The sequence below is a fragment of the Planococcus sp. NCCP-2050 genome (assembly GCF_023708025.1).
Taxonomy (GTDB): domain Bacteria; phylum Bacillota; class Bacilli; order Bacillales_A; family Planococcaceae; genus Planococcus.
The window spans coordinates 22456-39114 of record NZ_BRCX01000007.1 but is presented as its reverse complement, the minus strand read 5'-3'; the positions used below and the strand labels follow the sequence as shown (position 1 = coordinate 39114).

Here is a 16659-nt window from a genome sequence, read left to right as displayed (position 1 = left end):
AACATCACTTCCAAGAATATTCATAAAAAGGAAGGTTTGTGAATATCGTGTGAGAGTTTCTTCAAAAAGCATTCCTTGCGAAAGTTCGAGTTGTTCCGACATTTTGCAGGAAATGGTATACTTATAAGTGTTTTTAGAAAATTAAGTTTACCAGGGGGTAAAACAATGACGGTTAAATTTCCGGAAGTATGGGATTTGGATGTGTTGTTCCAAGGGGGCAGCGATTCAAAAGAATTGCGGTTACATATGGACGAGGCAACGCCAAAGTTAAATGAATTTGAAAAAACAGCTCAGCGTTTTAAAGCGCCGACATCAACCAGTGATGCTGAAATGGTGGCAAACCTTTTAGAAGAAGTAAATGCGTTGATGCAGCATCTCAGCCAATCGGGTTCATTCATCGGCTGTTTGATGGCACAAAATACAGAAGATAAGAAAGCAGCAATTCTGCAGAGCGAATCGTCTTCGCTGCATGCGCGTTTTGATGCTTCTCTCCAGAAAATCCAACAGGATTTGACGAAAACGGAGGATGCGGTATGGGAGGAATTGCTTGCACACGATTTATTGAAAGAATTCAGTTTCTTCTTAAACGAATGGCGGGAAGAAGCGAAAATGCAGCTTTCCGAAAAAGAGGAGAATTTGATCACAGCCCTCAGTATGGATGGCTATCACGGCTGGAGCCAGCTCTACGATATGTTAGTGGGCGAAATTAAAATCAAAATGACCGTTGATGGTGAAGAAAAGACGATGTCTGTCGGACAAGCCAATAACTTGAGCTCCCATAAAGATGCTGAAATTCGGAAAGAATCTTATGAGAAGTTAGAAGAAGCTTGGACAGATAAAGAGGACTTTTTTGCCAAGACTTTAAATTCGATTGCGGGATTCCGTTTGGAAGTGTATAAAAAACGTGGTTGGAACAATGTCTTGCAAGAGCCTTTGCATATGAACCGCATGAAGCAGGAAACATTGGATGCGATGTGGGGTGCAATCAGCAAGAACAAACAGCCATTTGTAGCATACTTGAATCGAAAAGCAGAAATTCTCGGGAAAGATGGCTTGGATTGGTATGATGTGGATGCGCCTGTAACGGAAAGCACGCAGCAATTTACCTATCAAGAAGGCGCCGATTTCATCTTGGAGCATTTCGGCAAATTCGGGCCGGAGCTGCAAAAATTTGCACTTCAAGCATTTGAAAAGGGCTGGATCGAGGCGGAAGACCGTCCGAACAAGCGACCGGGCGGTTTCTGCACCGAATTGCCGATGGCGGAAGAATCCCGGATCTTCATGACGTATAGCGGATCCATGTCGAACGTGGCGACTTTAGCACATGAACTAGGCCATGCTTTTCATTCTTACGCGATGCACCCAGTCCACGGACTTAACCGATCCTATGCGATGAACGTAGCAGAAACAGCTTCGACTTTCGCTGAAATGATTGTTGCTGATGCAGCTGTGAAAAATGCCCAATCGACAGAAGAGAAAATTGCTTTATTAGAAGATAAAGTACAGCGCAGTGTCGCGTTCTTTATGAATATCCATTCACGCTTCTTATTTGAAACCCGTTTCTATGAAGAGCGCAAAAATGGTGTCGTGTCAGCAGCCCGTCTAAACGAGCTGATGAAACAAGCACAAAATGAAGGCTTTGCAGGCGGCTTGAAATCAACGCACCCGCATTTCTGGGCTTCGAAGCTGCATTTCTATATTACGGACGTGCCGTTTTACAATTTCCCGTATACTTTCGGCTATTTGTTCTCGCTGAGCATTTACGCAAAAGCATTGGAAGAAGGCGCCGATTTCGAAGGCAAGTATATGGCTTTATTGAGAGATACCGCTATTATGACAGCCGAAGATTTGGCGCTTAAGCATCTAGGGGAAGATATCACAAAAGAAGCCTTCTGGGAAAAAGGCATCGCCCTGTGTGTCAAAGATGCAGAAGAGTTTAATGCGCTAACATCTTCTCTCGAATAATATGAATCTATTATTCAACGGCAAGACTTGCTACCTTCGGACGCTTACTGTTGATGATGCGGAGGAGATGGTTCAATTATTGGTGAGAAACCGTGATTACTGGGCCATCTATGAACCGCGCCATCAAGACAGTTATTTTACGGCAGTGGTGCAGCGTGAAAAAATACGGGAATCGATTTACCAGGCACGTGAAAATCGGGAATACAGTTTTGGAATCTTTGAACACGGGACGAATAAAATGATCGGCCATATCTCCATGTACAGCATCAAACGCTTGCCGTTCCTCAGTGCGTTGGTCGGCTATTCAATCGATGAAGCTTTTATCGGCAAAGGCATTGCGACAGAAGCGGTGCGGCTGGTCAACACGTTCGGCTTCGAGCAATTGCGGCTGCACCGGATTGAGGCATACGTGTCCCCGAGGAATATGGGATCAATCCGAGTGCTGCAAAAGACCGGCTTCCTGAATGAAGGATTGTTGCGCGAATTCTTATACATCAATGGTGTCTGGGAAGACCATTATCAATTTGCTTTGCTTGAAAGTGAATTTTGAAAGGGCAAGGCCGCCTATAAAAGATGGTGGAAAGATGTTGTCCGATGGTTTTCAGAATAACAGCATCAGCGAAAGGAAGAGGAGAGATGGATAGAAAAGATTTGTTTTCTTATCATCAATGGGCGACTTTGGAATGTCTTCGGCATGTCCAGTCAATAGGGGGGGACCTCTATACCAAAATTGGCGATAACTCTTTTGAGTCGATCGAAAAAACAGTAGAGCATGTGATTGGTGTGGAAAAACTATGGCTGCTGCGGATGAATGGCGTGGAAAGTCCAGCATTTGAACGTTACGAAGTCTCAACGACGGAAAAAGCGATTGAGGCGTTTATGCTCTTGCATGCTGAAATGGAATTGTATTTCGCATCTCTTGGAGAAGAACAATGGCAGGAAATGCTTTTCTTTAAAAACCTGCGCGGCGATGAGTTTTACAATACGAGAGATGAAATGCTCTTTACGGTCATCAACCATGCTTCTTATCATCGCGGGCAAATCACTTCTTTTCTTCGTCAGTTCGGCAAAGCTGGCATTCCATTGGATTATCTTTATTATAAAAAGCAAAACAAAAACCGCTGAGATTTTCTCAGCGGTTTTCATTTCCATCAACCACAACATCGAGTTTGCCGGTTGTAGGATCTATCACAAGGCCATGGACAGGAACCTTGCTGTCTAGCAGCGGATGGTTTCTCACCATCTGAACACTATGTGTGACGCTTTCTGATACGTCTTCAAAGCCGCGCAGCCATCCTTCCAAGTCGACTCCGGAATATTGCATCATTTCAATGGTTTTCCGTTCAATTCCTCTTGCTTCCATTTTGGATAGAATGGATTGAGGATCGATTGCTGACATTCCGCAATCATGATGGCCGATAATATAAATTTCGTCTGCTTTCAGTTCATAAACAGCTACGATCAAACTGCGCATAATGCCGCCAAACGGATGATTGATAACCGCGCCGGCACTTTTCACGATTTTAACGTCTCCATTTTTTAAATTCATCGCTTTCGGCAGCATTTCAATAAGGCGGGTATCCATGCAAGTCAAAATGACCACTTTCTTGTCTGGAAACTTCGTCGTTATGTATTGCTCGTATTTCTTCTCTTTCACAAACTCATCGTTATAAGCTAAGATATCTTCCAACATCGACATAGTGAATCCTCCTTAAAGTTACTTCTTTTATTTTAAAACAAATTTTCCGAGAACACGACTGTAAACCTCCAATATTCAAAAAAACAGTTTGGAAGCGACGGCTTCCAAACTGTTTAGTAAAAAAAATTAACGAGAGATTTTTTCAATTTTGTTCAGCATGACTAGCGAACGGCCAGTGCCGATTGCAACAGATTCAAGTGGTTGGGGAGCAGTATGTACAGGTACGGAAATTTCTTCCGACAGCCATTGCTGCATGCCTTTCAACAAAGCGCCTCCTCCGGAAATCACAACGCCTTGGTCAACGATATCGCCGGATAGTTCAGCGGGACAGTTTTCAAGAGTAGCCCGGATGCATTCCAAAATAGAAAGCAAGGATTCTTTTAAGGTTTCTTGAATTTCTGTAGATGTTAGCGTGACGGTTTTCGGGAGGCCAGTCATGATATCGCGGCCGCGAATTTCCATCGATTCGGATTTATGCGGAATTAGCGCATAGCCGATTTCTTTTTTGATATTTTCAGCCGTCCGTTCTCCGATCAATACATTATAATGTTTGCGGACATATTGGACAATGTCTTCATCCATACGGTCTCCGGCAACTTTTACCGTATTCGCAGAAACGACCCCACCGAATGAAATAATGCCGACTTCGGTAGTGCCTCCGCCGATATCAACAATTACGCTCGCGATAGGTTCACTGACAGGCAAGTCAGCACCGATTGCAGCGGCAACAGGTTCTTCGATCAAGTGGACACTTTTTGCTCCACTTTGTTTGACAGCATCATGAATGGCACGGCGTTCAACAGATGTGGCTCCGCAAGGGGTGCATACCATGACGTTGGGTTTGCGAAGCGAACCGCCCATTTGCTTGGCTGCTTTTTGCATAACCATTTTCAGCAACTCGGTAGTTACTTCAAAGTCGGCGATGACGCCTTCTTTTAATGGACGCACAACCCGGATCGATCCGGGGGTTTTTCCAATCATTGCTTTTGCGTCTTCGCCGATCGCGATGACTTTATTCGTCTTCGTGTCTAATGCAACAACTGAAGGTTCATTTAAAATAATGCCTTTTGCTTTTGTGTATACTAAAATATTTGCTGTTCCTAAGTCGATTCCGATATCCGTTGAAGAAAACATGCCTAAACTCCTCCTATTATAAAACAATTACCATTCTGCATTTTACCATGTATTAGAAGGGTTCAAAAGCATGCAAAAATAAAATGATACATAAGAAAGGTCTATTGTTGCGGAAAATTACAAAAAGCCAGGTCTATAGATAGAGGATGTAATGGGTATGTAAAATAAATGATTTGAGAATGTAATGAGAAAGTCTTACGGAATTGAAAAAAGCCGCTTTCTCCAAAGGAGAGCGGCTTTTTCTTAAAATCTCTTTTTAGGCATCGGGTCTACTTTTTCTGCATCATGAGAGTGAAGTTCTTTCCCAAGGAAATGCAAAAGGGTGAAGAAAAACAAGAAAATAACGACCATAAAACCAAGTGTGATTGTTACACCTTCTAACATAATGATAACTCCTCTCTGAACTGTAATCATCATTACCCAGTATACATGATATAACGGAAAAAATTAAGTGTCCAATTATTGATGATTAAAAGGCCCAGTTGCCGTTGCGGAAAATGGGTTCGCGGGTGCCATCTTCGAGGATGCCGTCGATATCCATTTCTTCTGAACCGACCATGAAGTCAACATGGGTAATGCTTTGGTTCAATCCATGAGCCAGCAATTCTTCCTGAGACATGGTTTTGCCGCCTTCCAAGCAGAATGCATAAGCACTGCCGATAGCGAAGTGGTTTGAAGCATTTTCGTCGAAAAGTGTATTGTAGAACAAAATATTCGAATTTGAAATTGGCGAGTGATGAGGCACAAGCGCAACTTCGCCTAAGAAATGTGACCCTTCATCCGTAGCGATCAAATTCTTCAACACATCTTCGCCTTGCGCTGCAGATGCATCGACAATTTTGCCGTTTTCAAAAGTGATTTTGAAGTCATCAATGATATTGCCGCCGTAGCTCAGGGGTTTTGTACTGGATACAAAGCCGTTGACGCCCGTTTTATCCGGCACTGTGAAGACTTCTTCAGTCGGCATATTCGCCATGAAAGTTTTTCCTTTTTCATTGACCGACCCGGCTCCGCACCATAGATGGCCTTTTGGAAGCGCCACTTCCAAATCGGTTTTGAATGAAGTGTAATGAAGCTTCGCATATTTTTTGCCATTTAAATAATCCACTTTTGTGTGAAGGGTGTCATTATGTTTTACCCATTCTTCAATCGGTTTAGACAAATCTGCCCGGACTGCCTTGAAAATGGCATCCCATAAAGCATCCACTTGCTGATCTTCCGGCAAGTCTGCAAATACTTTTGCTGCCCAAGCTTTTGAAGGCGCTGCCAAAACAGTCCAACTGATTTTATCGGACTGGACGTATTGGCGGTATTTCTTCAATCCTGTTCCCACAGCCTTTTGATTGGCAGCAATTTTCTTCGGATCAATGCCATTCAATAAATCAGGGCTTTGTGAAATAATGCTGATAAATGCAGCACCTTGTTCTGCAAGCTGTTCGCGCTCTTGAATTTTCCACTCTGGATATTCAGAGAAAGAATCTTCAGGAGCCAGTTCATAACGAAGGCGAGAGATTTCATCGTCGTTCCAATCTACGTGCACTTGCTTAGCGCCAGCCTCATAAGCTTGTTTTGTGATAAGCCGGACTAGCGGTGCGGCATCAAGGGAAGCGGCAATATACAATTGTTGTCCAGATTGAATATTTACCCCCACTTTTACCGCCAATTCTGCATATTTTACTAATTTTTCATTAAAAGATGTCACGTAAATCTCTCCTTTCATCATTATTATATTAGCAATCTTCAGTCATACACTGCAAGGTTTATCATCACTTTGCCCATTTATACTTGCAATTATAAAAACAAAAGTTTATGATATAAACAAATGTTTGAAAAGGAGGGCGAGGAATTGAATCAAAAAGAAGCAGAACTCTTAGCTTTGATTCGCCGGGATCCTTATTTATCACAGCAAGAGATGGCTGATGCAATGAAACTTTCCAGGCCGTCAATTGCAAATTTAATATCAGGATTGATCCGGGAAGGGAAGATTCTCGGAAGAGCATATGTATTGCCAGAAGAAGGAACGATCATTTGCATCGGTGGAGCAAATGTCGACCGTAAATTCAAAATGAAGAAAAAGGCGATTATGGGTACTTCGAATCCGGCTTCAGCTACCGGAAGTGTCGGCGGTGTAGCACGCAATATTGCTGAGAACCTAGGCAGGCTAGGCCACGAAGTGAAATTATTATCGATTGCTGGAAATGATTCCGAGTGGAAATTGATCGAAGAAGTATCATCTCCATTTATGTCGACAGATTTGACCAAGTCCTTTGATGAATTTTCGACAGGTACGTATACAGCTGTTTTAGAGCCGGATGGCGAAATGCTGTTGGCTATGGCGAATATGGACATTTATGAAAAAATGACGCCAGCTTATGTTGCCCGAAATGAAAATGCCTTACTCGCAGCTTCATGCATCGTCATCGATTTGAATTGTCCAAAGGAGACGATCGAGTATGTTCGCAAGCTCGCAAAATCACGAGATATCCCACTGGCGGTCATCCCGGTTTCGGGTCCGAAAATGGAGCGCCTTTCCGAAGATTTGACCGGAATCACCTGGCTTGTATTGAACCGCGATGAAGCGGAACAATACTTGGGAAAATCGATTGAAACGCCAGCAGATTGGCAAAACAGTGCAAAGAAACTGCAGGAATTGGGAGCAGAAAATGTGTTGATTACTGGAGGCAAGGATGGCGTCATTGCCGCAAACCATTTGTCAGTCCAGCATTTCGATGCCTTTCAGGCAGAAACGCTGCAAGATGTAACCGGTGCAGGCGATGCATTTTCGAGCGGCGTTATCCACAGCTTCCTGCATGGCAGGGAGTTTGATGAGACGATCCATTCCGGCTTGATGAATGCAACAAAAACTTTGCAAAGTGAAACAACCGTAAGAACTGAACTTACTGCAGAGCAGTTAAAAAAAGAATTGGAGGAATTAAAATGACAACAATGATTTCATATTCAAAAGAAGTACAAGAAGCAATGGACCAGAAAAAACCGGTGGTAGCACTTGAATCGACGATTATTTCACATGGTATGCCTTATCCGCAAAATGTAGAAACAGCGCGCATCGTTGAACAAATCATCCGCGACAACGGAGCAGTTCCAGCTACAATCGCTATCATGGACGGCCAAATTAAAATCGGTTTATCTGATGAAGAACTTGAACTTTTAGGGAATAGCCCGGATGTAGCAAAAGTTTCGCGCCGCGATCTTGGCCAATTGATTGCGACGAAAAAAATCGGCGCAACGACGGTTGCAGCTACCATGATTTGTGCGGAATTGGCAGGCATCCGTGTCTTCGCTACCGGCGGAATCGGCGGCGTGCATCGCGGTGCTGAAACGACGATGGATATCTCGGCAGACTTGGAAGAATTGGCGACAACTGGAGTTGCGGTGGTCTGTGCGGGTGCGAAATCGATTCTTGATATCGGTTTGACTTTGGAATACTTGGAGACAAAAGGTGTGCCGGTCATTGGCTATCAAACAGATGAAATGCCTGCTTTCTATACACGTTCAAGTGGCTTCGGTTTGACGTTCAGTGCAGAAAACCCGGAAATCTTGGCGCAAGTTTTGAAAGCGAAATGGGATCTTGGATTAAAAGGCGGGGCAGTCGTTGCGAACCCGATTCCTGCAGAGCACGCACTCGAAGATGAATTCATCAATGGCATCATCGACCGTGCAATGGTGGAAGCTGAAGAGAACGGCATCAAAGGAAAAGACACGACGCCATTCTTGCTTGGCAAAGTAAAAGAATTGACTGAAGGAACAAGCCTTGTTGCCAATATTGAATTGGTAAAACACAATGCAGAAGTTGGCGCTAAACTGGCTGTTGCATACAACCAACTATAAGAAAAAAGAAACATTCAACGACGGAAGCCCGTGAGGAAAAGCATTGCTTTTCCTCACGGGCTTTTTTGTTTTGGAGATGTTTTCAAGTAACAAGGAAAAGGGTAGTTAAAAATAAGGAGCTGAAGAAGATGAAAACGGATGTATTCATTAGCGGAGGCGGCATCGGCGGATTGACATTAGCCCTGAAGTTGGTGCAGCGCGGAGTCGATGTTGTGCTGGCTGAAAGGCTTTCGAAAAAACCTCCTACCTATAAAGGGGAATTGCTGCAGCCCAAAAGCATGCAAATATTCGACAGTATCGGAATTTATGAGGAAATCTGCGATCGATCCAATGAAATAAAAGTGCTGGATATGCTCGAACTGTCCAGTACCTTAAAAGTCCAGGACCAGTCGTTCATGGATTATAGCGTATTGCCAGGTAAATACGATGCCGCTTATATGGTCCACCATGAAGAACTGAAATCCATCATCTTAGAGGCGGCTTTAATGTTTTCAAACTTCCATTATTTTAATGGGACAACCTGCAAAAGCTTAACCGAAAATACAGCCCTTCTGCAAAAGGGCAAAGAAACATTTGAAGTGGAAGCCCGCTTTTTCTTTGGAGCGGAAGGACGGGCATCTGTTACTCGGAAGTCGATGGGCATCGAAGTAAAGCAAACGACGTACAACCATCATTTCCTGACTGTTTCTTTTCCGAGGGCAAAAAATTTCAAAGACGGAAAAATCATCTCTACATACAATCGATTCCTTGGGCTATTCCCATTGCCGGATAATATGGTGAGAAGTGTTTATTTGATTCCGGAAGGGGATTATAAAGAGCTGAAAGAAAAACCGATCAGCCATTTCCATAAATTATATACAGATTTGGCGCCTGTAGTAGACGGTTATGTGCAGCAACTGACCGATTGGAAGAAAATACAGTTGATGATTCCCATCATGTATCATGCTTCTTCTTACGTTAAAGACAATAAAGCGATTATTGGAGATGCTGCGCACGCTGTTCATCCGATGGCCGGGGAAGGAATGAACATGGCCATTCAAGATGCTGATATTCTAGGTGAATTGGTAGCGGATATGAAAGAGACCGGTAAATTAGATCCTTCCAATCTGAGTTGGTACGAAAAGGTCCGTTATAAGCGGGCAGACCATGTAATTCAACTGAGCCATTTGGCGGCATTAGCTTACTCATTTCCATTTAAACCCGTCAGTTATTTGCGGAAAAGAACATTTGAGCGCATGGAAGAAGACCCAATCCTTCACTTTAAGCAAATGTTGAACGTTTCTGGCCTTGGCATGTGGAAAGAAAATGTCCGTGACCGTTTTATCCAAGGAGGCATCATGCCGATCCGCATAAGAGATTTACCGCCAAGCACAAAAGAATTAAAGTATTTCACCCGAGAAGATGATTACCCATGGAAAGTGGAGGGACTCCTATGATAGACGTAATGAACATGTTCAAAGCAAGAATGTATATGAAACGGAATGAGCCATTTCTCTATAGCTGGCATGCTTATGTCGGCTACGAGTTGGATTTATTTAAAGCCTTCGAACGGCCGATGTCGAAATTCGATGTAGCGGATGCCTATCAATTAGATGAAAACTTATTGGACCAATGGGTCAGCGTAGGCTTATCGATCGGCCATCTGAAAGAGGCAGGCAGAGGACGCTATAAGATCAGCAATGTCTGGAAGCTGCCAAAGCCGAAAGGGAATTATTCTTCAGGCGTTCTGTTAAAAGAAATGATGGAATTGCATATTCCCACTCTTTTAAGCTATCCCGAAATGATGCGGAAGCAAAGCCGCAACCATTTTGACGAAGAAAAGCACGCACCGACAGTTGCGGAAACGAGCCGTCTCCTTGAAGTGTTAGCCTTGCCCAAAATGTCCAAGAAAATCAGGGAGAATGATTGCAAGACGGTATTGGATATCGGATGCGGCGAAGCGGGCTATATCCAAAAGCTCGCAGAACGCTTTCCGAATACCGAGTTCACCGGGATTGAAATCAGCCCGGCAGTAACTGAAAAAGCTCAAGAAAACACGAAAGACAATGAAAACATCACCATTGAAAATGCGGATTTATGGAATTACCATCCGGAACAGCAGCAGGATATGGTCATGATGAACAATGTCATCCACTATATCGATTTGGAAAAACGGCAGGAGCTCTTTGCCGAACTTGCTAGCTGGCTAAATGACGACGGCATCCTTTCAGTTGTGACACCGATTGCCGGAAGTGTAGAAGATCCCCCTTTTGCAAATGTCTTCAATAGCTTCTTTTCCTCCTTCGACAATCTCTACCGTTTGCCGACAAGAGAAGAACTGGCAGAATGGGGAGAACAAGCTGGCCTTCAGATGCTTGGCATCAAAACTGTCATCAAGGAAGGCAGCTGGTATATTGCACAATACCAAAAGCGAAGCTGAAAGGCCTGGTAGATTCGCTTGAGGACTGGCCTTATAATAAAAACAAACCCCCGAACCTTGGCAGACGCCTGGTTCGGGGGTTTTGAAATTATTTGCGCAATGAGCCAAGTTCTTTAGCGATGGCCTGCATTTCGTTTGGTGTAATATTGTCGCGGCTTTTCACCATTTCATATAAATCGAGCAGATCTTCATACTGGGAATCATTGAAATGCTCAGATTTCATCGCATCCACATTGACCATGCGCAATTTTGTTTTGATCTCTTCGATCATAAAAGTAATATTTTCATTTGAAGGTTTTGATAGATCCATGATGGGTTCCTGCCTTTCGAAGGGTATAACCCATCATTTCACTGTTCAAAAAAAAAGTCAATTGCCAGCCCGGGCTTCCGCTTTTTCTTCTTTTACTTTTTTGACAATGCGTCTTGTTTCGAAAGCGATGACTCCGGACAAGCCGAGCAATCCGATTAAGTTCGGGATCGCCATAAGTCCATTCATGATATCAGAGAACATCCAGATCAAATCAAGTGAAACTGTAGCTCCTACAAAGACCATTGCAATGAAAGCAATGCGGTAGACAATCAGAAGAGCTGGGTTTTTGAATAAATACTGGAAACATTTTTCGCCGTAGTACGACCAGCCAATGATGGTGGAAGAGGCGAAGAAAATCAATCCGATAGCTACAACAATCGGCCCAATCGGACCTAGGAACTGTTCGAAAGCAGCAGTTGTCAATGCAGAACCTTCCAGGGATTTATCCGTGTACATGCCTGACATGACAATCGTGATACCTGTGATCGAACAGATGATCAATGTATCGATAAACACTTGTGTCATGGAAACGAGTGCCTGGCGTCCAGGCATATCCGTTTTAGCAGCAGCAGCTGCGATAGGAGCAGATCCGAGACCCGCTTCGTTCGAGAATACTCCTCGAGCAACACCGTAGCGGATTGCTGCACCGATTGCACCGCCGACAGCCGCTTCGCCCGTAAAGGCAGAACTGAAGATGGTCGTGATGGCTGGCCAAATAAGCTCAAGATTCGTAAGCATGATGGCAGCTCCTGCAATAATATAGAACAAGGCCATGACTGGAACGAAATAAGATGTAACTTTCCCGATCATCTTAACGCCGCCCAAGATAACTGCCCCAGCAAATAATGTAAGAATAATGCCCGTGACCCAAGTCGGCACGTTGAACGTGTCGCGTACGATGGCAGCTACTGAGTTTGATTGGGTGCCGTTTCCGATGCCGAAAGCAGCAATCGCTCCGAAAATCGCGAATAATACGCCAAGCCATTTTTGTTTCAAACCATGTTCAAGATAATACATCGGTCCGCCGGCCATTTGCCCGTTAGCATCTGTAATCCGGTATTTAACGGCCAGAACCGCTTCGCCGTATTTCGTCGCCATACCGAAGAATGCAGAGAACCACATCCAAAATACAGCTCCTGGTCCACCTAGCACAACAGCTGTTGCCACTCCGACAATATTACCGGTACCAACAGTGGCTGCAAGAGCAGTGGATAAAGCTTGAAAGTGGCTGATGTCCCCTTCAGAAGTCTTATCCTGATTTTTAGTGAAGACCAGCTTTAATGCATATGGCAGCATCCGAAGCTGAAGGAGGCCTAAGCGGACTGTCAAGTAAATACCTGTTCCGACAATCAGGACCAGTAAAGCTGGACCCCATATAAATCCACTTATCTCGCCCAAAATATTTTCTAATTGCGTCATTCTCTCATCCCCTTTAGGTATATAGTCTAGTTTGGCTGTTAAAATATTACCTCCTAAGATTTAATATTCCGAAAAATTAAACCGAGAGTCAAGACTTTTTTTAAAAATAAAAACGGATGAAAGTTTAAAATTATGAAATAGAGGGAAATTCCATAAGAGATGTAAGTATCATATTCGATTGGGAGGAATTTAGGATGAGCCAAAACAAATTATTAACAGGGTTATTAGTAGGAGCAGCAGTGGGGATTATTGTATCCCTCTTCGACAAAAATACACGAAACGATGTAATGGACAAATCTAAGAAATTATCAAGCAATGCAAAATACTATGCATCAAACAGAGATGAACTAGTGTCAGCTGTACAGCAGCAGACGGAAAGAGTTCAAAATCTATATGCCCGCATTTCCGATGATGCTTCTTATGTGGGAGAAAAAGTCAACGAACTTAAAGAATTGACACCACATGTGAAAGATATGGCTTTAGAAACGAAAGAAGCATTTGTTGATACGAAAGATGCAGTTCTTGATTCAAAAGATGATGTTTTAACTGCCTTGAAAGAAGAGAACCCTTCTGCTTCTTCATCTTTAACAGATGACAGCAATTCATCATCTAATTCAAGTTCTGCAAAAAACGGGTAATTCCAATTATTAAGGAATCCCGGCAATCCGAAGAGCGTTCGAACAATTTGCAAGTGAGCCATGACGTAACCACGCTCAAAGGCTTTTTGAAAGAACTTGGCAAACGGATTAAAGAAATAGATGTTCAAGGACTGGGAGCGCAATTAGCGTTCTTTTTCCTGTTGTCTATTTTTCCTTTGCTCATTTTCCTGGTTACATTATTGCCTTATCTAAATCTTTCGTCAGACCAAATCTATGGCTTTTTGCAAGAAGTAGCTCCGGCTGAAGTCTATGCCATTATCGAGGAGACATTGCAGGATATTATGACCAACCAAAATGGCGGGCTGCTGTCATTCGGGATCATCGCAACGATCTGGTCGGCCAGTTTAGGGATGGATGCACTCATTAAATCGCTGAATTATTCTTACGGGGTAGAAGAGAACCGGCCATTCGTTATCGCTCGCGCTATGTCGATCCTTTCGACGATCCTTATGATTTTCATCATGATTGTGGCACTCGTCTTGCCGATTTTCGGCCAGCAAACCGGGATCTTCCTTTCTTCTTTTTTAGGTTTGGAAGATAGTTTTCTAGAAGTATGGAGCCAATTGCGCTTCACGATACCGCCTTTAATCATCTTTGCAGTATGTTCGGTCATCTATTGGGTAGCGCCGAATATCCGGCTGGATGTGCGAAGCGTTATGGTAGGAGCTGCTTTTACATCCATTGGGTGGATCACTGTTTCCTATATTTTTTCCCTCTACATCAATAATTTCGCTACTTTTTCTGCCACTTACGGCAGTATCGGAGGCATTATCATGCTGATGATCTGGCTTTACCTATCGGCGATGCTGTTACTGGTCGGCGGCCAGATCAATGCCGTAATGCAGGGCAGGCGAAACAGCCTAGATCGGAAGCAGAAAGAAAAGCATTCATAAAAACGATTACGATCAAAAAAGCTTCTCCGCCATCAAAATGTGATGGCGGAGAAGCTTTTTTACTGGATGTTCTTATTTTTCATCTTCTGGACGTGATTTAAATTGCTGCATTTTCTCATCAAGATCATCAACCATAGCGATTAAGCGATCGATATCTTCGAGTTCAGTGTTTTCTGGTTCAATGGCATCAAGGACTTCTAAAAACATATTCAATCGCTGTTTCATGTAAGATACTTGCTGCTCTTTATTCGTAATGGATTTCCCCATTGGATACACCTCGTTTCGCTTGTTAATAGTAGCTGAAAAAGAGAGGGATTTCAACAATATATAGGCTAAATTAATTATTTATTAATTTTATCTATTTAGAATATTTACTTAACTTATTTTTTATGTTAAGCTGATGTTAATTAAATGAGAGGGGAGGCCGAAGTGAATCGTCGAAACCAATCATTGTAGAGGACAAAGGAGGGGGTTCGAACATTTCACCGGCAGCTTAGCCGAAGAAATTAATTATGGGTATAACAAAATTGGATATTATGAAAACATAAAGGTTCAGCCGCATTCTGTCATACAGATACGGACTGAACCTTTTGTGGTTGAATATTCAAGTGGATGGAACCAATTCATACGTTTCGATGATTTCGATTGAATCTTTTACACTTTGAACCATCGAGCAATTCTTCCGGGTCAATTCCATGACGCGCCCCATCTTGTTTTCATCGATATTTCCTTTTAAGGTAAAGTGAATATGCACTTTTGAAACCCGATCGGCTTCTTCCTCGACGCGCACCACTTCTTTCACTTCAATTTGAATATCTTCTGCCGGCATCCGCATTTTCTCCAATACTTTCCGCATCACCCCACCGCTGCAAACAGCAAGCGACGAAACTAACAATTGAAAAGGGCGGAACCCATATTGTTCATTGCCGGATATCGCGATTTCTCCAAAAGGCAATTTTCCAGTAAATCCGTTTTCATTCATTGAATAATTCATTTAGTTAACGCCTCCTTATGGTAAAATTGTAACTGAATTCTTACCGAAGTTAAACGAACCCGCTTTATCAAGGAGGCATCCATGAAAACATTTGTAAAAAGCGACCGCGCCAGGTTTTGGATATTGGTCGCAATTGTATCGATTTCAGGTTTTTCCCAGGGCATGCTATTGCCGCTGATTGCGGTTATTTTTGAACAGGACGGCATATCGTCAACCCTGAATGGCCTCAGTGCTACGGGCTTGTACATAGGAACATTGATTATCGCGCCTTTCATGGAACCGCAATTGCGGCGCTTCGGCTATAAGCCGTTGATTCTCCTTGGCGGAGGGCTGGTTATTGCCTCGCTGCTCTTATTTCCTTTATGGAAAAGCGTATTGTTCTGGTTTATTTTACGGGTATTGATTGGAATTGGAGACCAAGCTTTGCATTTCTCTACACAAACTTGGATTACGAGTTTTTCACCTCAGCACCGTTTGGGCAGAAATATCGCCATCTACGGCATGTCCTTTAGTGTAGGGTTTGGAGCAGGGCCATTGTTTGTGCCCTTGGTCAATATTTTTGAGGCGCTGCCCTTTATCATTTCAGGCATCCTTTGCCTGATTGCCTGGTCATTAGTGTTCTTTTTAAGAAATGATTTTCCAGAAGTATCAGGTGGCAGTATGGCAAGTACTGGAACCTTTGGGCGTTTTAAAGCGGCAATCATTATCGCTTGGGTCGCATTTTTGCCGCCGCTCGGATACGGTTTTTTGGAAGCTTCCTTAAATTCCATCTATCCCGTGTATGCGTTGAGGCAGTCGATTGATGTCGGAATGGTTTCGATCATGCTTGCTGCGTTTTCATTGGGGGCTATTGCTACTCAATTGCCGCTCGGAAGTTTAAGCGACCGGTATGGCAGAAGAAACGTTTTGATTGTTGCTTTATCCGGTGGAGCTCTCGTGTTTGGAATCGGCAGCTTTTTCGAAGAATATGCCTGGGTCACCGTCGGTTTTTTTGCCTTGGCAGGAATGTTTGTCGGCTCTACTTTTTCGTTGGGCATTTCCTTCATGGCCGATTTGATGCCAAAAGACTTGCTTCCGACCGGCAATTTGCTTTGCGGCATCGCATTCAGTATCGGCAGCTTGACTGGACCATTCTTGGGCGGACTTTTTGTCCAATATTCGGGTGGGCTCAGTTTCTTATTATTGATCGCCGCCATGCTGCTTGTCATTTTCTTGGTTATTTTACTTTTTGGCGGAAAGAAAAAAGAACCGGCAGCGGAATACAGTTAAATGGAAAAAGGCACGGAAGCTTTGATGGCTTCCGTGCCTTTTCTTATTG

18 protein-coding genes are annotated in these 16659 nt (G+C 43.4%); 10 read left to right on the top strand and 8 right to left on the bottom strand.

All coding sequences use genetic code 11. The features are described 5' to 3' along the window. The first annotated feature begins 165 nt into the window (after nt 1-165). From NFU07_RS16335 to NFU07_RS16325, 3 genes are all read left to right on the top strand, one after another. Nucleotides 166-1965, top strand: coding sequence for a M3 family oligoendopeptidase (locus tag NFU07_RS16335; protein ID WP_251480063.1), 1800 nt, complete (start codon nt 166-168; stop codon nt 1963-1965). A gap of 1 nt (nt 1966) precedes the next feature. Continuing rightward, nucleotides 1967-2515 (top strand): GNAT family N-acetyltransferase, encoded by a 549-nt coding sequence (locus NFU07_RS16330; protein WP_251480059.1) that lies wholly within the window; start codon nt 1967-1969, stop codon nt 2513-2515. 86 nt (nt 2516-2601) lie between these two features. After that, nucleotides 2602-3090: a DinB family protein gene (locus NFU07_RS16325; protein WP_251480055.1), complete on the top strand. Its 489-nt coding sequence runs from the start codon at nt 2602-2604 to the stop codon at nt 3088-3090. A gap of 7 nt (nt 3091-3097) precedes the next feature. Here the strand turns inward: NFU07_RS16325 and NFU07_RS16320 are convergent, their stop codons facing one another. The 4 genes from NFU07_RS16320 to NFU07_RS16305 all read right to left on the bottom strand — a co-directional run bounded on the left by NFU07_RS16320 (nt 3098) and on the right by NFU07_RS16305 (nt 6500). Then, the gene (locus NFU07_RS16320; protein WP_251480051.1) at nt 3098-3664 is read right to left on the bottom strand and encodes a beta-class carbonic anhydrase; all 567 of its coding nucleotides are present in this window, start codon (nt 3662-3664) and stop codon (nt 3098-3100) included. 126 nt (nt 3665-3790) lie between these two features. Beyond that, a complete protein-coding gene (gene mreBH, locus NFU07_RS16315) occupies nt 3791-4798 on the bottom strand; it encodes a rod-share determining protein MreBH (RefSeq protein ID WP_251480048.1) in 1008 nt (335 codons plus the stop codon). A gap of 243 nt (nt 4799-5041) precedes the next feature. Then, a complete protein-coding gene (locus NFU07_RS16310; protein ID WP_235198596.1) occupies nt 5042-5182 on the bottom strand; it encodes a hypothetical protein in 141 nt (46 codons plus the stop codon). Between the two features lie 85 nt (nt 5183-5267). After that, nucleotides 5268-6500 carry an aminopeptidase gene (locus NFU07_RS16305; RefSeq protein WP_251480045.1) on the bottom strand — a complete coding sequence of 411 codons (1233 nt, stop codon included), beginning with the start codon at nt 6498-6500 and terminating at the stop codon, nt 5268-5270. Nucleotides 6501-6644: 144 nt separating this feature from the next. Between NFU07_RS16305 and NFU07_RS16300 the strand changes: the two genes are divergently transcribed. The 4 genes from NFU07_RS16300 (at nt 6645) to NFU07_RS16285 (ending at nt 11066) form a co-directional block, all read left to right on the top strand. After that, on the top strand, nt 6645-7739 hold the full coding sequence (locus NFU07_RS16300) for a carbohydrate kinase (protein WP_251480042.1): 1095 nt from the start codon (nt 6645-6647) through the stop codon (nt 7737-7739). Beyond that, nucleotides 7736-8647, top strand: coding sequence for a pseudouridine-5'-phosphate glycosidase (locus tag NFU07_RS16295; protein ID WP_251480040.1), 912 nt, complete (start codon nt 7736-7738; stop codon nt 8645-8647). Before NFU07_RS16300 ends, NFU07_RS16295 begins: the two co-directional genes overlap by 4 nt. A gap of 128 nt (nt 8648-8775) precedes the next feature. After that, nucleotides 8776-10083, top strand: a complete 1308-nt coding sequence (locus tag NFU07_RS16290; protein ID WP_251480037.1) for an FAD-dependent oxidoreductase — start codon at nt 8776-8778, stop codon at nt 10081-10083. Beyond that, complete coding sequence (locus NFU07_RS16285) at nt 10080-11066, top strand: class I SAM-dependent methyltransferase (protein WP_251480034.1); 987 nt, start codon at nt 10080-10082, stop codon at nt 11064-11066. The genes NFU07_RS16290 and NFU07_RS16285 overlap by 4 nt, the downstream gene beginning before the upstream one ends. A gap of 88 nt (nt 11067-11154) precedes the next feature. On the opposite strand, the gene NFU07_RS16280 is transcribed toward NFU07_RS16285, so the two are convergent. Both NFU07_RS16280 and NFU07_RS16275 read right to left on the bottom strand, forming a co-directional pair. Beyond that, entirely contained in the window at nt 11155-11376 is a 222-nt protein-coding gene (locus tag NFU07_RS16280) for a DUF1128 domain-containing protein (RefSeq protein WP_235198601.1), read from the bottom strand. A gap of 57 nt (nt 11377-11433) precedes the next feature. Further along, complete coding sequence (locus NFU07_RS16275) at nt 11434-12795, bottom strand: alanine/glycine:cation symporter family protein (protein WP_251480031.1); 1362 nt, start codon at nt 12793-12795, stop codon at nt 11434-11436. Between the two features lie 194 nt (nt 12796-12989). On the opposite strand from NFU07_RS16275, the gene NFU07_RS16270 reads away from it, so the two are divergent. Together NFU07_RS16270 and NFU07_RS16265 are read left to right on the top strand one after the other, a co-directional pair. Beyond that, entirely contained in the window at nt 12990-13433 is a 444-nt protein-coding gene (locus NFU07_RS16270) for a YtxH domain-containing protein (RefSeq protein WP_251480028.1), read from the top strand. Between the two features lie 53 nt (nt 13434-13486). Beyond that, on the top strand, nt 13487-14347 hold the full coding sequence (locus NFU07_RS16265) for a YihY/virulence factor BrkB family protein (RefSeq protein ID WP_309296790.1): 861 nt from the start codon (nt 13487-13489) through the stop codon (nt 14345-14347). 72 nt (nt 14348-14419) lie between these two features. Here the strand turns inward: NFU07_RS16265 and NFU07_RS16260 are convergent, their stop codons facing one another. After that, nucleotides 14420-14614, bottom strand: coding sequence for an SE1561 family protein (locus NFU07_RS16260; protein ID WP_052652402.1), 195 nt, complete (start codon nt 14612-14614; stop codon nt 14420-14422). A 337-nt stretch (nt 14615-14951) separates the two neighbouring features. Further along, nucleotides 14952-15341 (bottom strand): OsmC family protein, encoded by a 390-nt coding sequence (locus NFU07_RS16255; RefSeq protein WP_251480022.1) that lies wholly within the window; start codon nt 15339-15341, stop codon nt 14952-14954. Between the two features lie 81 nt (nt 15342-15422). On the opposite strand from NFU07_RS16255, the gene NFU07_RS16250 reads away from it, so the two are divergent. Then, nucleotides 15423-16610 (top strand): MFS transporter, encoded by a 1188-nt coding sequence (locus tag NFU07_RS16250; RefSeq protein WP_251480019.1) that lies wholly within the window; start codon nt 15423-15425, stop codon nt 16608-16610. The last annotated feature ends 49 nt before the right edge of the window (nt 16611-16659 follow it).

What these genes read in the sequence shown, in the direction of transcription:
- NFU07_RS16335 (WP_251480063.1), top strand. Translation starts at nt 166, where the DNA reads ATGACGGTTAAATTTCCGGAAGTATGGGATTTGGATGTGTTGTTCCAA.
- NFU07_RS16330 (WP_251480059.1), top strand. Translation starts at nt 1,967, where the DNA reads ATGAATCTATTATTCAACGGCAAGACTTGCTACCTTCGGACGCTTACT.
- NFU07_RS16325 (WP_251480055.1), top strand. Translation starts at nt 2,602, where the DNA reads ATGGATAGAAAAGATTTGTTTTCTTATCATCAATGGGCGACTTTGGAA.
- NFU07_RS16320 (WP_251480051.1), bottom strand. Translation starts at nt 3,664, where the DNA reads ATGTCGATGTTGGAAGATATCTTAGCTTATAACGATGAGTTTGTGAAA.
- mreBH (WP_251480048.1), bottom strand. Translation starts at nt 4,798, where the DNA reads ATGTTTTCTTCAACGGATATCGGAATCGACTTAGGAACAGCAAATATT.
- NFU07_RS16310 (WP_235198596.1), bottom strand. Translation starts at nt 5,182, where the DNA reads ATGTTAGAAGGTGTAACAATCACACTTGGTTTTATGGTCGTTATTTTC.
- NFU07_RS16295 (WP_251480040.1), top strand. Translation starts at nt 7,736, where the DNA reads ATGACAACAATGATTTCATATTCAAAAGAAGTACAAGAAGCAATGGAC.
- NFU07_RS16290 (WP_251480037.1), top strand. Translation starts at nt 8,776, where the DNA reads ATGAAAACGGATGTATTCATTAGCGGAGGCGGCATCGGCGGATTGACA.
- NFU07_RS16285 (WP_251480034.1), top strand. Translation starts at nt 10,080, where the DNA reads ATGATAGACGTAATGAACATGTTCAAAGCAAGAATGTATATGAAACGG.
- NFU07_RS16280 (WP_235198601.1), bottom strand. Translation starts at nt 11,376, where the DNA reads ATGGATCTATCAAAACCTTCAAATGAAAATATTACTTTTATGATCGAA.
- NFU07_RS16275 (WP_251480031.1), bottom strand. Translation starts at nt 12,795, where the DNA reads ATGACGCAATTAGAAAATATTTTGGGCGAGATAAGTGGATTTATATGG.
- NFU07_RS16270 (WP_251480028.1), top strand. Translation starts at nt 12,990, where the DNA reads ATGAGCCAAAACAAATTATTAACAGGGTTATTAGTAGGAGCAGCAGTG.
- NFU07_RS16260 (WP_052652402.1), bottom strand. Translation starts at nt 14,614, where the DNA reads ATGGGGAAATCCATTACGAATAAAGAGCAGCAAGTATCTTACATGAAA.
- NFU07_RS16255 (WP_251480022.1), bottom strand. Translation starts at nt 15,341, where the DNA reads ATGAATTATTCAATGAATGAAAACGGATTTACTGGAAAATTGCCTTTT.
- NFU07_RS16250 (WP_251480019.1), top strand. Translation starts at nt 15,423, where the DNA reads ATGAAAACATTTGTAAAAAGCGACCGCGCCAGGTTTTGGATATTGGTC.